The 14,012-nt window shown below is 74.2% G+C and carries 8 protein-coding genes; all 8 read right to left on the bottom strand.

Annotated features, from left to right (window positions below; all coding sequences use genetic code 11):
• Positions 1-45 precede the first annotated feature (45 nt).
• The gene (locus ABZ934_RS11190) at positions 46-885 is read right to left on the bottom strand and encodes a TauD/TfdA family dioxygenase (protein WP_361311460.1); all 840 of its coding nucleotides are present in this window, start codon (positions 883-885) and stop codon (positions 46-48) included.
• Positions 867-2,132 carry an MFS transporter gene (locus tag ABZ934_RS11185; protein WP_361311457.1) on the bottom strand — a complete coding sequence of 422 codons (1,266 nt, stop codon included), beginning with the start codon at positions 2,130-2,132 and terminating at the stop codon, positions 867-869. Before ABZ934_RS11185 ends, ABZ934_RS11190 begins: the two co-directional genes overlap by 19 nt.
• The gene (locus ABZ934_RS11180) at positions 2,122-3,534 is read right to left on the bottom strand and encodes an FAD-linked oxidase C-terminal domain-containing protein (protein WP_361311454.1); all 1,413 of its coding nucleotides are present in this window, start codon (positions 3,532-3,534) and stop codon (positions 2,122-2,124) included. Before ABZ934_RS11180 ends, ABZ934_RS11185 begins: the two co-directional genes overlap by 11 nt.
• Positions 3,531-3,743, bottom strand: coding sequence for a ferredoxin (locus ABZ934_RS11175; RefSeq protein ID WP_361311451.1), 213 nt, complete (start codon positions 3,741-3,743; stop codon positions 3,531-3,533). Before ABZ934_RS11175 ends, ABZ934_RS11180 begins: the two co-directional genes overlap by 4 nt.
• 99 nt (positions 3,744-3,842) lie before the next feature.
• On the bottom strand, positions 3,843-5,111 hold the full coding sequence (locus ABZ934_RS11170) for a cytochrome P450 (protein ID WP_361311448.1): 1,269 nt from the start codon (positions 5,109-5,111) through the stop codon (positions 3,843-3,845).
• Positions 5,101-11,295 (bottom strand): amino acid adenylation domain-containing protein, encoded by a 6,195-nt coding sequence (locus tag ABZ934_RS11165; protein ID WP_361311445.1) that lies wholly within the window; start codon positions 11,293-11,295, stop codon positions 5,101-5,103. The genes ABZ934_RS11170 and ABZ934_RS11165 overlap by 11 nt, the downstream gene beginning before the upstream one ends.
• Positions 11,292-11,717, bottom strand: a complete 426-nt coding sequence (locus tag ABZ934_RS11160) for a nuclear transport factor 2 family protein (protein ID WP_361311443.1) — start codon at positions 11,715-11,717, stop codon at positions 11,292-11,294. Before ABZ934_RS11160 ends, ABZ934_RS11165 begins: the two co-directional genes overlap by 4 nt.
• Positions 11,714-13,915 (bottom strand): aminotransferase class III-fold pyridoxal phosphate-dependent enzyme, encoded by a 2,202-nt coding sequence (locus tag ABZ934_RS11155; protein WP_361311440.1) that lies wholly within the window; start codon positions 13,913-13,915, stop codon positions 11,714-11,716. The genes ABZ934_RS11160 and ABZ934_RS11155 overlap by 4 nt, the downstream gene beginning before the upstream one ends.
• Positions 13,916-14,012 lie beyond the last annotated feature (97 nt).

Genomic DNA, 14,012 nt, shown 5'->3' with positions numbered 1-14,012 from the left:
CCTCGCGTGGGTGGGGAAGGGCGTCGGGGGAGGGCGCCGGTCGTGTCACGCGGCGGCGACGCTGACCCGGTGGACGGTGCGTCGGACGCCGGGCGGCAGGTCCGTGGCCACGTGGTAGGTGGTGGCGGTCTTCCACAGCAGCAGGTCGTGGGGGGTCCATCGGTGGGTGTAGGTGTGGTCGGGGTCGGCGAGGAGGGTGTCGACGAGGTCGAAGAACGCCTCGTTCTGGTTGGCGTCGAGGCCGACGACCCGGTCCGTGTAGGCCCGGGCCGCGTACAGGAAGCGACGGCCGGTGTGCGGGTCGCGGCGGACCACGGGATGCTCGACGGGTGGGTACTGCCGGGCGACCAGGGCGCGCACCTCGGCGATGGTCAGGCCCACGTGTTCGGGAGCGATGCGCTGCTGCTTGGTGAGGGTGTGCAGCCCGACGCGGTCGTCGAGCAGCACCTTCCACTCTTGCGGCAGCCGGTCGTACACGTCGGCGGCGGCGGCGAAGACCGTGTGGCCGCAGTCCTGGGGCACGTTGACGCCGTGCAACACCGTGTAGGCGGACGGGTCGGCATCGAAGGAGGAGTCCTGGTGCCAGAAATGGCCGACCCGCTCGATCCCGACCGGCCGGCCGGCCCTGCGTTCGTTCGAGGAGACGAGGATCTCGGCGAACTCGGGGTGGCGCCAGTCGGCCAGCAGGAAGGGGACGGGGCGGCCGATGCGGGCGGCGAGGTCGATCTGCTGCCGCGGGGTGAGGTCGATGCCGCGGACGACGACGAGGTCGCGTCGGTGCAGGGAGGCGACGATGTCGTCGAAGATCTCGGGGCCGGCCAGCTCGCCGTGGGAGAGGCCGGTGTATTCGACGCCGATGAAGGGGGTCAGGTCGCGCTTGTGCACGGTTTCTCCTTGTGCCAGGTGTACGGGTGGGTGCGGGCGGCGAGGAGCAGCAGGCAGGCGGCGCAGACCGCCGCTCCGGCGACCGCCCACGGGGTTCCCGGGTGGCCGGGGCCGGTGAGATGCAGGGCGAGTTGCGGGGCCGCGATGAAGGCCAGGTTGACGCCGCCGGAGTACAGGCCCATGGTCCGGTCGGCCGCGGGACCGGAGAGTCGGCTGACGTAGTCGAGCAGGCCGGGGAAGACGACGATCTCCCCGGCCGTCCACACGAGGGTGGCGAGGACCAGCGCCGGCCCGGTGGTGGCCAGGGCCATCAGCAGGAAGCCCGCACCGGCCGTCGCGTATCCGGTCACCAGGGTCGTCAGGTCCCCGACGCGTGCCATCCGGGCGTTGAGCGGGACTTCGAAGAGGACGATCCCGAGGGCGTTGACCGTGAAGACGGCACCGGCCCAGTAGCCGGGCAGGCCGAGCCCGACGATGACGTACCCGGCAACGAAGACGGAGGGCAGGGCGTACGCCAGTTGGATGGGCAGCGAAAGGCCGAACACCGTCCAGAACCGGATGCGTTCGGGCCGTGTCAGCCGGTCCCGGACCCGGTTCCGCCCACCCGGTAGGTCGTCCTGCCGCCCACCCGGTCCGTCGTCCTCCCGTTCGCCCGGACCGTGGTGGGACCGCGCGTCGGGGCGGGAGCGGGCATGCAGCAAGGCGGCGGCCGCCAGCACGCACAGGGCGTTGGCCCAGAACACGGCGTACGAGTCGATCGCGAAGACCAGCGCGCCGATCAGGGGGCCTGCGGCCAGACCGAGGTTGATCGCGAGGCGGTAGCAGGAGAAGGCGACCTTGCGCTGCGCGGGCCGCGATCCGGCGATGGTCGCCGCGTACGCGGCGGGGGTGACGATCTCGTACGCGAACCCCCAGATCAACACCCCCGCGACGAGCGCCGGCAGGCCGCGCAGCAGTGGCACCACCGCGACCGCGGCGGCGCCCAGCAGGAAGCCGCCTCGCATCAGGGCGTACGGGCGCAGCCGGCCGAGGAGCCGGCCGGCGGCGAGGTCGGCGACCAGGGCGCCCACGCCGAAGGCGGTGACGGTCAGGCTCGTGGACGCCGCGTCCAGTCCGCCGCTCCGCAGGAGGTAGGGGGTGAGGAAGGGGTAGGCCATGGTGCCGGTGCGGAAGACCAGGGTGGTCAGGAACAGCGTCCGCAGGGGCGGTGCGAGCCCGGCCACCGTCCGCCAGGTCTCAGCGATCACGGTGGGCCCCGGCCGCCGCCCGTCGCGTCAGCATGCCTCCGGGGTTGAACAGACCTGCCGGGTCGAGGGTGTCCTTGACCGCGCGGTGCACGCGCAGGCCCACCGGACCCAGCTCCCTCTCCAGCCATTCCTGTTTGAGTTTGCCGACGCCGTGTTCGCCGGTGATCGTCCCGCCGAGGGAAAGGGCGAGGGCGAGGATCGCGTCGAACGCCACGCGGGCGCGTGCGTATTGGTCGGTGCTGGAGCGGTCGTAGAGGACGGTGGGGTGCATGTTGCCGTCACCGGCGTGGCCCACGACCGCGATTGTCAGCCCGCCGTCGTCGCCTATCCGTGTGCAGCCTTCGATGAGTTCGGCGATGCGGGTACGGGGCACGGCGACGTCCTCGGTCATGCAGGCGCCCCGGGCCTCCAGGGCGGCGAGGCTCACCCGGCGGGCACGCAGCAGCAGGGCGCCCTCCGCCGCGTCCTGCGTGGCGTGCGTGTAGGCAGCGCCGGCCTCTCGGAACAGCTTTTCAAGCTCGGCGAGCTCGGCCTCGCGGGCGGCTCCGGGCGCATCGGACTGGCACAGCAGCAGGGTTTGGTCCTCCGGGCCGGTCAGGTCGGTGCCGAGGTAGGCGGAGGAGGCCCGCAGCGAGGTCGCGTCCATGATTTCCATGAGGGAGGGCACCAGGCCGGCCCGCACGACCCGGTTGACGCTGGCGCCCGCCCGGGCCGCCGAGTCGAATGCGGCGACGACGGTGCCGGGCGCGGCGGGCAGTGGGCGTAGCGCGAGGGTGGCCCGCGTGATGATGCCGAGCGTGCCCTCGCTGCCGACGAGGAGGCGGGTGAGGTCGTACCCGGCGACGCCCTTGACGGTGCGGCGGCCGGTCCGCAGCAGGGAACCGTCGGCGAGGACGGCCTCCAGGCCCAGGACGTAGTCGCCGGTGACCCCGTACTTGCCGCAGCACAGGCCGCCGGCGTTGGTCGCGAGGTTGCCGCCGAGGGTGCAGGTGTCGAGGCTGGACGGGTCGGGCGGGTAGAACAGGCCGTGGCCGGAGGCGGCCGTCTTCAGGTCCTGGGTGACGACGCCGGGTTCCACGACCGCGAGCCGGTTGTCGGGGTCGAGTTCCAGGATGCGGTTCATTCTGGTGGTGGCCAGGACGACGCACCCGTCAACGGCGTTGGCGGCCCCGGTCAGCCCGGTCCCGGCGCCGCGGGGCACGATCGGGACGCCGGCCGCCGCGCAGGCGCGCACGCATGCCCGGACCTGCTCGGTCGAGGTGGGCAGCACGACCGCGAGCGGCCGGCCGTGCGGAGCGAGCGGCATCATGTCGTGCGCGTACCCGGCGGTGGCCTCCGAGGAGGTGATCAGTCCGCCGTTGCCCACGGCGGAGCGCAGGGCGGCCAGGAGGGTGGCGCTCATGCCGTCAGTCCGTCGGGCCCGGCGACGAGGATGGCCCGGGCGGGACACAGGTCGGCGGCCTCGTGGACGGCATCGGCGAGGGATGCTGCCGGTTCGGGGTCCAGCAGGAGGACGACGCCGTCGCTCTCGTCCTGGTCGAAGACCTCCGGGGCGGACAGTACGCAGTGGCCGGCGCCGACGCAGCGCTCGGGATCGAGGGTGACCTTCACGGGGTCGGCTCCTTCGGGCATGGGGGCATGGGGGCATGGGGCAAAAGGGAGGGGGGCTGGGGCGGAGGAGGGGCGCTTGCCGGCACGGGGGCCGGGGTCTCACCAGGTCACGGGCAACGCGTGGACCCCGTAGACGGCCATGTCGGACTTGAAGCGGATGTCCTCGACGGGCACGGCGGTGCGCAGCGTCGGTATCCGGCGTGCCACGGCGGCATAGACCTCCTGGAGTTCCACCCGGGCCAGCGACTGGCCCATGCACTGGTGGGATCCGAACCCGAAGGCGAGGTGTCCCCGGGCGCGGGCCGAGGGGTCGAACTCCTCGCCGGCGGGGAAGCGTTCCGGGTCCCTGTTGGCGACGTTGATCACGGCGACCACACCCTCCCCGGCCCGGACCATGTGGCCGCCGACCTCGACGTCCTCGACGGCGATCCGGCGGATTCCGCGTTGGACGACGGTGAGGTGGCGCAGCATCTCCTCGACGGTCCCGGCGAGGAGTACGGGGTCCTCCCCGGCGTGAAGGGCGGCGAAGTGCGCGGGGTGGCGCAGCAGGGTCAGCACGCCCAGGGAAATCATGTTGGCGGTCGTGTCGTGTCCCGCGGTGAGCAGGAGCAGCGCCATCGCGGCCAGCCCGCTGCGGGTCATGGACCCGTCGGGCAGGTGTCGGGCCGCCATCCGACCGATGAAGTCGTCCGTCGGCCGCAGTGCGCGGGCGGCCACCAGTTCCTCCAGGTAGTCCTGAAGTGACTGGCGGGCCCCGGCGGCGCTCTCGGTGCTGCCCGCCACCACGTTCATGGTGTGGGTCAGGTCGCGGAAGAACTCGCGGTCCTCGAAGGGCACGCCGAGGAACTCGCAGATGACGGTGAGCGCGACGGGCAGCGCCAGGTCGGCCACCAGGTCGGCTTCGGTGCCGCGCAGCATCCCGTCGAGACACCCGTTGACGACGGCGCGCACGGCGGGCCGCCACTGCTCGGCCCTCTTGACGGTGAACTCGCCCAGCACGAGCCGTCGTACGGCGTCGTGCCGCGGGTTGTCCATGACCAGTAGCGTCGGTTCCACGGCCGTCTCGGCGAGGGCGACGGCGCTGGACAGCGGGTAGCCGGGGCGGCTCTTGTCTGCGCTGAACCGCGGGTCGGACAGGACGGCGCGGGCGTCCTCGAAACGGGTGAACAGCCAGGGCCGGACGCCGTTCCACAGCGTCACCCGGGGTACGGCGCCCGCGTCCCGGACGGCGGTGACCTCCCGAGGCGGGGCGAACGGACACTGCCGGTCCATGGGGTACCGCAGCTCGGTCGTCGAGCCGGTCGTCGAGCCGGTCTTCGAGCCGGTCTTCGAGCCGGTCTTCGAGCCGGTCTTCGGGTCAGTCGTCATGGGCACTCCGGTCGAGGTTCTGCCACCAGCCGCCGACCAGGGCGTCGTCCAAGGCGGGCGCGGTGATGCCGAGGGTGCGCAGGGCGGTGAGGGTGGCGTCGTTGCGGTGGTCGAGGCGGCCCGCGCCCGGGTTGTCGCGGAGGTCCCGCAGGTGCTCGCGGTACGCGAGCGCGGGCAGGGCGGCGCCGGCGGCCGCGGCCTCGTCCAGCCTGCGCAGCCACGCGTCGAGGGGGACGGCGCGGGTGGTCCGGCCGGTGCGCCGGTCGTACACGGCGACCAGCTCCGACAGCGGGGTGCGCCTCGGATGGTGCAGGTGGTGGACGGCGCCCGGCTCGCCTTCGGCGAGGGCCAGGGCCACCAGGGCGCGGGCCATGGTGTCCACGGGCAGCGCGTCGGTGGCCAGCCGCGCATCGTCGGGATGGCAGCCCAAGGCAGTGGAGGTGAGCAGCAGGCGGCTGAGGAAGTCGTCGTGGCTGACGGCTCCCGTCGTGCTCCCGCCGGCCCGGCCGAGCCGGTAGATCCGCGCGTCGGCGCCCCGGTCGAGGGCCTGGGCCACGAGGTGTTCCGCCGCCCATTTGCCGGCCGCGTAGCCGCGGCCGCGCGGGTGCCGTTCACCGGCCGCCGAGGTGGCCTCGGTGATGGTGCGCGGTGGTGCGCCGTGGGGGCCGTCCTGGAACACCCCGAGGGTGGAGATGTGGTGGAAGCGGGCCGGTCGGCCCTCCGCGCAGATCCGCAGGAGTTCGGCGGTGCCGCGGACGTTGGCGTCCTCCAGGTGCTGGTAGCCGGACAGGTGGTGGACCTCGGCGCCCAAGTGCAGGACGGTGGCCGCTCGGCGGACCTCGTTGTGCCACCGGGTGCCCTTCAGGCCGAGGCCGGGCAGGGAGAGGTCGCCGGGGACGGCGACGATACGCGGGTCCGCCGGGTCGGGGCGCAGCCCGTGGCGGCGCAGGGCGGCGGTCAGCCGGGCGCGGGCGGCTTCCGAGTCGGCGGCCCGGACCAGGCACAGGATCGGGCCCGTGGTGCGGTCCAGCAGTTCCGCCAGTACGTGGGAGCCGACGAATCCGGTGCCCCCGGTGAGCAGGACGCGGTCGTGGGGGTTGGTCGGGCCGGGCCGGGCGGTGAAGACCACGCCGGGATCGAGGGGTGCGTCCTCGGGACCCACCGGTGTGGCCGCCGGGACGGCTCCCCGCAGCCGGTGGGCGACCGCGCGTACGGTCGGCGCGGCGAGGAAGTCGGCGACGGCGATCCGGATGCCGTACTGGCGCTCGATGCGGCCGAGGAGCCGGACGACCCGCAGGGAGTGTCCGCCGAGCGCGAAGAAGTCGTCCTCCGGGGAGCCCGCGGGGCCGCCCAGGATCTCGGCCCACAGGTCCAGCAGCCGCCGCTCGGTGTCGTTCGCCGGGTCGTCCGGGGCGGGGGCGCCGGCGGGCCGCGGCTGCTGCCGGAGCACGGCCAGTCGGGCCGCCAGCGCGGGGCGGTCCGCCTTGCCGTGGCTGCCGGTCGGCAGGGCGGGGACGGCGACGGCCAGGCGCGGCACCATGTGGTCGGGCAGCAGCCGGGTCAGGTGGCCGCGGGCCTCGTGCGGCGTGGCCCGCCCGACGTAGCCCACGGCGAGTTCGGCGTCGGGTCCGGCGCCGAGGAGGACCGCCACGGCTTCCCGGACCCCGGGGTGTCGGGCGAGGGCGGCCTCGATCTCCCCGAGCTCGATGCGAAATCCGCGCAGCTTGATCTGGTGGTCGAGCCGACCGAGGTAGTCGATGGCGCCGTCGGGCAGCCTCCGTACCCGGTCTCCGGTGCGGTAGCACCGCCCGGCGTGACCGAGCGCGGGATGGGTGGTGAACAGCCGGTCCGTCTGCGCGGGATCGTTGTGGTAGCCGGCGCCGAGCCCGGCGCCCGACAGCCACAGTTCGCCGGGTACCCCGGTGGCGCTGAGCCGTCCGTGACGGTCGACGACGTGGGCGGCCGTACCGGGCAGGGCGCTGCCCACCGGGACCCGGGCCCGGCTGTCGTCGGGAAGCGCCTGGTGCGTGGTCGCGAGGATAGCCGCCTCGGTGGGGCCGTATCCGTTGATGACGACCCGGTCCCGGGCGAAACGGCGGGTGTCGTGGAGGTCCGCGGGTTCGCCGGCGACGAGCAGGACCCGTACGGAGGCCAGGTCGGGCCGGTCCAGGGCGCGCAACAGGGAGGGGACGGTCACCATGACGGTCACACCGGCGGTGCGCAGGGTCCGGGTGAGGACCCCGCCGTCGGTCCGGGTCGCGTCGTCCGCGTAGACCAGGGTGGCGCCGCTGACCAGCGGCATGAACTGCTCGAAGGCGGCCACGTCGAAGCCGGGAGAGGTCAACTGGAGCCAGACGTCGTCGGCGGTGAACGGATGCCGGTCGAGGCAGCCGAGCAGGGTGTTGACGACCGCCCGGTGCGGGACGCCGACGCCACGGGGGCGGCCCGTGCTGCCGGAGGTGTAGATGAGGTACGCCGCCGCGCCGGGATCGGCCGGCGCGGATGCGGGACCGGCCGCTTCACCGGGGGCGGTGAGCGTCTCGACGTCCAGGACCGGTGGTCCGGGCCGAGGGTCCGGGCCGTGTGGGAACAGCGTGTCGGCGGTGTCTTTGGCGCAGACCAGCGCGCCGGCGCCGGCGTCCGCGACGCAGTGGCGCAGCCGCTCGGCGGGGTACGCCGGATCGAGCGGGACGTAGGCGGCGCCGGTCTTCAGGACCCCCAGGAGGGTGGTGACGAGCAGCGGGGAACGTTCCAGGCACACGGCGACGTGGTCGCCGGGCCGGATGCCCCGGGCGCTAAGACGGGCGGCCACGGTGTCGGAAAGGCGGTCGAGTTCCGCGTAGGTGAGGCTGGTGCCCGGCCCGACCACCGCGGTCTTGTGCGGGCGGACGGCGGCCTGCCGGGCGACGAGGGCGGTGAGGGTGGTGTCCGTGCCCTCCGGCGCCGGTTCCGGCCCGCGGCACAGGCGCTCGTACTCTCCCGGCTCGAACAGCGTCACGTCCCGCAGGGTCGGGTCGCCGTCCGTGAGGCGGTCGAGCACGGCGGCCACCTGGCCCGCGAGCCTCCGGGCCGTGGCACGACGGTAGAGGTCGGTGCTGAACTCCACCTCGACATCGAGGCCGTCGCCCACCTCCTGGAAGGTGAAGGCCAGCTCGAAGGTGGCGGTGTCGCGTTCCCCGGTGTCCCAGGGGCCCACCCGCGCGTCGGGCAGGTCCAACGAACGAGGGTGTCGTCGACGGTAATTGACGACGGCTTGGAACGGTACGGCGGCGCGCGCGGCGGTGGCCGGCGCCAGTTCCCGTCCCACCGTCTGGAAGGGCACGTCCTGATGGCCCAGGGCCCGGGTACAGGCGGCCCGGATCCGACCGAGCAGGGTGGCGACCGTGGTGGTGGAGTCCGCCTCGACGCGCACGGGCAGCAGGTTGACGAAACAGCCGATGAGGTCCTGCGCGCCCGCCAGACTCCGGCCGGCGGTGAGGGTGCCCAGGGTCAGGGCGTCGCGTTCGGCGTGCGCGGCCAGGACGGTGTAGACCCCGGCCAGGCACAACATGTACGGGCTGACGCCGTGCCGTCGGGCGGCCTCGGCCTGGCGGGCGCACTGCTCGGGACCGATCCGCAGCCGCACCCGGTCGCCGGCGCCGCTGAGCACCGCCGGCCGGGGTCGGTCGGTCACGAGGTCGAGGGCCGCGGCGCCGCCGTCGAGGGCGCCGCGCCAGAACTCCTTTGCCGAGGTGAGCTGTTCCGGCGGTGGGGCGAGGACGCGGCGCAGGTGGTCGGGATAGGTCAGGCGAAGCGGCGGGAGGGCGTCGGCGTCGCGGGCGTCCGGGTCCGCGTACAGGGTGGACAGTTCGGTGAGGAAGAGGTCAAGGGACCAGTCGTCGGCGATGGCGTGGTGGATGGCGAAGTGGACCAGGGTGCGGTCGTGGCCGAGGGTGAGCACCAGGGAGCGCAGGAGCGGGGTGCCGTCGGCGTCGGGGCCGGCGGCCGTCTCCTCGGCGACGAGGGCGTGGGCCCGGGTCTCACGGTCCTCGGCCGGGATTCCGGCGAGGTCGAGGTGGCGCATCGTGGCGCCCGGGTCGGCGGACAGGCGCTGTCGCCAGCCGTCGGCGTCGCGGCGCACCACGGTCCGCAGGGCGGCCTGTCGCCGTCCCAGCCGGTCGAGCGCCTCCCGGAGCCGCGCGAGGTGCAACGGCCCCTCGATGAGGAAGGCACGGGAGATGACGTAGCGCGCCGGGCTCGCGGCGGCCTCCTGCTCGAACCAGATCCCCTCTTGTCCGGCCGACAGCGGCAGCCAGTCGGTGTCGCCCCGCGCGGGCACGGCCGGGGCGACGGCCCGTTCGGCGGTGGCTGTGGGCGCTTCCGTCGCGGCTGCCACGCGGGCGGTCAGGGCCCGGATCGTCGGTGCCTCGAAGAGGTCGGCGAGCGTGAGGGTCACGCCCTGGTCGCGTTCCAGACGGGCCAGGATCGCCATGGCGGACAGGGAGTCGCCGCCTGCGGCGAAGAAGTCGGTGTCCGGGCCGGCGGCCTTGCCGAGTACGGCTTCCCAGTGCGCGGTGACGACCTGTCGGGCCCCACCGCCCGCCGCCCGGCGGGTCTCCGCGTCGCGGGCCGTCGCTTCGGTTCCGCGGGCCGTCTGCTCCGCGAGGGCGGCGAGGAGCCGGCGGTCAGGCTTGCCGTTGGCGGTGGCAGGCAGCGCCGTCAGGACGGTGACGACCGCGGGTACCGCCGGTGCGGCCAGGATCCGGGCGGCGTGGGCGGCGAGGACACCCGGGCCGTCGCCGTCGGGCACAGTCTCCGGCGCCAGGACCACGAAGGCCGCCAGCCGACGACTGTCCGCGGTGCCGTACGGGACCGCGACGGCCTCCCGAACCGCCGGGTGGTCCAGCAGCGCCCGTTCGGTCTCCACGGGTTCGACCCGGTGGCCGCGGATCTTGACCTGGTCGTCGAAGCGCCCCAGGAAGGCGAGTTCACCGCCGGGTAGCACCCGTACCCGGTCGCCCGTCAGATAGGCGGTGCGGCCGGGCCGGCCGGGCTCGGGGATGAAACGCTCGGCCGTCAGCCCGGGCCGGCCGAGGTACCCGCGGGCCACGCCGGGGCCGCCGACGCAGAGCTCTCCCTCCTCGCCGGGCGCGACCGGAGTGCGGTCGGGGCGCAGCACGTGCGCGGTGGCACCGCCGAACGGGCGGCCGATCGGCACGTCCCGCCGGCCGCCGTCCCAGTCCTCCGGTCCGTCCAGCGTCTGCCAGCACGCGTAGACGGTGGTCTCCGTCGGGCCGTAGCCGTTGACGATCCGGCAACCGGGCAGCTCGCGCAGGGCGGTGCGCACCGCGTGGACATCGGCCCGGTCGCCGCCGGAAATGCAGAGCCGCAGCCCGCGCAGATCGGCCGTGATGTGCTCGATCGCCAGCCGGAACAGCGGTGCGGCGAGCCGGAGCACGCTCACCCCGTGCCGGGCGCATTCCCGGCCGATCTCGTGCACGCCGGGCCGTTCGGCCTCCGGCAGGACGAGCCGTGCGCCGTTCAGCAGCGCCCCCCAGACCTCGAAGACCGACGGGTCCACGTGGAGCGGGGCGAGCTGCAGGACGACGTCGGCGGGGCCGAGTCCGGCCTCCGGGGCGTGCGCCAGCGCGAGGACCGAGCGGTGTGCGACCTGGACGCCCTTGGGCGTGCCGGTGCTGCCCGAAGTGTGGATGACGTACGCCAGGGAGTCCGGGCCCTGCCCCGAGCCCGTTGCCGGTACGGCGTACGGCGGTCGCGCGCCTGGCTCCGGCGCGCGCTCCTCGACGGGCAGCACCGTCACACCGGACGGCAGCACGGCCCGCAGTCGCGGGACGTCCCGCTCGGCGGCGAACACCGTGCGCAGGAGGCTGTCGGCGACGAGGGCGCGGATCCGCTCGTCGGAAGCGTCGGGGTCGAGCGGCAGGTACGCGGCCCCGGCCAGCACCGTTCCGAGCAGGGTGGCGATCGTGCCGACCGAGCGACCGGCACATATCCCGATGGGCTCGTCGGGGGCCGGCCGGCCGTCGAGTCGGCGCGCGACCGCGGCGGCGCGGGTCGCGAGCTCGCCGTAACCGATCCGGAGGTCGCCCTGGACGAGGGCGATGCGGTGGGGGTGGGCCCGGGCCACGGCGGTGAAGGCCGCGCCGAGGGAGGTGGCGCCGGAGGAGGTGGCGGAAGCGTTCACGGCGTCGAGGTCACCTCCAGCGGCGCGCGTTGCAGGGCCTCTACGACGCCGGCGGTGTCGTAGAGGTCGAGGTAGCGCGAGATGAGCCCGTCCCGGACGGTGAAGACGTTCATCCACTGGGCCTCATAGCGTGCGTCGTTGGCCAGGACCAGGGTCCGGCTCAGGCCCAGCACGACGACCCGGTCCCCGGCGTCGAGGTAGTCGTACGCCGTGCATTCCTGCACCTCGATCAGCTCGCGGACGATGGCGAAGAACTTCCGGAAGCCCGCGACACCGCGGTACACACCGGCCCAGGGCAGCGAGGCGGGGCCGTGGTAGACCCACTCGAAGTCCGGGGCCAGCAGCGGCTCGATGTCACCCAGCCGACCCTCTTCGAAGAGCCGGAAGAAACGGCGGATCACTTCGACGTTCTGCGTGCTCATGTCGTGCTCCTCGGGTTCGCGGGCATGCGGGACGGGTGGGGGGCCGGTCGCCGGGACAGGCGTTGTCCGAGGCGGAACAGCGCCGCCCGGCCCAGCAGGCGGACCGGCCCGGTGCGGGAGAGCCGGCGGGCGCCGAGCATGACCTGGCGGATCTCCCGCTCCGTCGCGGTCAGCGGCAGCAGGAAGACGTCGTAGACGACGAAGGCACGGGCGCGGGTGATCCACCACACGATGAACGCGTACGTCATCCACTCGCCCTCGGGGTCGACGAAGCGGCCGAGCGGCCCGGGCACCCGCGGCTCCAGCCTGCCGAGCAGGCCCTCGGCGAAACGGCGGCCGACGACGCCGCGCGGGCCGGTGTCCAGGGCGGCGAGCCCGGTGCGCACCGTCCGGGACAGGGCGCGGACGCGTTCGGGCAGGCCGAGCGCGTCTACCTGGGCGATGGCCTGGAGGGCGAAGTGCGCGCCCAGCGCGTGGGCGTGGTGGGCGCGCAGCTCCTCGACCAGCCGCGGGTTGCTCGCGCGGGCGGCGTCGTACACCTCCTGGGAGACGAGGGCGGCGCCGGTGGGGAAGCAGCCGTAGCTCAGCGCCTTGGACAGGCTCATGAGGTCGACGTGGGGGAGCCGGCCGTGGTGGGCGAAGCGGGTGCCACAGCGGTAGTACGACGTCAGGACCTCGTCCACGCCGATGAGGTAGCCGTGGGCGGCCCGGCCCTCGGTGACGGCGTCCAGGAGCGGCCCCGGGATCGGCGCGTAGGCGTCGGAGCTGCCGTGGACCAGCTCGATCCACACCAGTGCGACGGCGCCGCCGGCCACCTCCGCGCGGAACTCGTCCACCGCGTGCGGGGTGAAGGGGTCGATGTAGCGGATGTCGTCGTAGAGGGGCCCGAAGGGGGCGCGCGTGCGCTCGGCGGCGGTGGCCAGCAGGGAGACGAGCGTCTTGCCGCCGTAGTTGTGCTTGAAGACGACGATGCGCCGCTGCCGGGGGCGGGCGAGGCGGGCCAGGGTGAGCGCGCTCTCCACCGCCGAGGCTCCGCTGACGGCGGGGAAGGCGCGGGGCAGACCGGTCTCTTCGGCCAGGACCTCTTCCAGCTCGCGGACGTGGTCGCGGGCGGGGTCGTGGCCGCGTACGACCTCGGTCAGCGCGTCGGTGGGGTTGTGGCCGGCCACGCCGAGCCCGGCCCCGCACAACCCGTCCACCAGGTCCAGTTCGCGGCCGGAGTCGAGGCGGACGGTGAGCCGGGAGCCCTTGGCGCGTACGACATTCAGGGCGCCGTGCAGTTTGCGGTGCATGCGGACCGTCATCGGGTTCACGTGCCGGGCGTAGAGGTCGAGGGTGGCCCGGCGGTCGGCGGCGGCCTCGGCGAGCCGGCGGTGTACGGGGGCGCCGTCGTCCCAGCGGGGCAGCAGCCGGGCGATGACGGCGCGCATCGCGACGGTGTTGCCGCCGTAGGTGTTGGAGTGCAGGAAGCCGGTCTTCGGCGTGGTCCACGGCGCGAACGTGTCGTGGGTGCCGGTGAAGGAGCCGAAGGGGACCTCGTAGCCCGTCAGGGACTCGCCGAGGACGACGAGGTCGGGGCGCAGGGCGGTGACGGCGGGGACGGCCGGGCTGTCGGGGGCGATGTCGCTGAGGTCCACCACGATCCGGGCCCCGGTGGCCCGGGCGCGACGGGCGACCTCCGTGACGGCGTCGAGGGCGCTCTGGTCGAGCCGTTCGGGGGCCCGTACGACGAGCCCGCAGACCGCCGTACCGCGTAGGGCCGCGCCCAGTTCGGCGACGGTGGCGTGGGTCAGGAGGCCGGGGACGAGGGCGCGGTCGGGGCCTTCGCCGAGCGGGTCGGCGCGGCGGGTGAGCGTGCCGTCCGGGTCCAGGACCAGGACGCGACCCCGGTGGGTGGCCGATGTCGCGGCGGCCCGGTGGCGCAGGAGCTTGACGGCGCCGTGCAGGGCCTCGTAGCGGGAGTTGGCGAAGAAGCTGCGGTAGTCGGCGTCGGCGCCGGCGGGGCGGATGCCCAACTCCCCGACGAACTCGCTGATGAGATGGCCGGCTTGGGCGGCCTCTGTGGTCACGAACCAGGAGGGCATCGCGAACACCGGCTGTTCCTGGGCGATGAGTTCGGCCAGGATGCCGAGGGTCTGCGGGCCGGCCGGGCGCAGGTGCGGCTCGGGGCCGGTGGTGGCGGGAGGGTTCGGGGGCATGGTGCCGTCTCGCTCGTGGGAGGGGCCCGGCGGGAAGGTGGTCCGCGGGGTGCAGAAGGGCAGGAAGCAGGCCAGGAAGGCAAGGGGGCGGGCGGTG

Origin of the sequence: Streptomyces sp. NPDC046557, from assembly GCF_040645975.1 — a bacterium.
Classification (GTDB): Bacteria; Actinomycetota; Actinomycetes; order Streptomycetales; family Streptomycetaceae; genus Streptomyces.
Note: the sequence above shows the minus strand (reverse complement) of the source record. Positions and strands in the feature narration are given on the sequence as shown.

Bases quoted from the DNA above. Each gene is read 5' to 3' on its own strand.
- ABZ934_RS11180 (WP_361311454.1), bottom strand. From the start codon at position 3,534: ATGAGCGCCACCCTCCTGGCCGCCCTGCGCTCCGCCGTGGGCAACGGC.
- ABZ934_RS11170 (WP_361311448.1), bottom strand. From the start codon at position 5,111: ATGACGACTGACCCGAAGACCGGCTCGAAGACCGGCTCGAAGACCGGC.
- ABZ934_RS11160 (WP_361311443.1), bottom strand. From the start codon at position 11,717: ATGAGCACGCAGAACGTCGAAGTGATCCGCCGTTTCTTCCGGCTCTTC.
- ABZ934_RS11155 (WP_361311440.1), bottom strand. From the start codon at position 13,915: ATGCCCCCGAACCCTCCCGCCACCACCGGCCCCGAGCCGCACCTGCGC.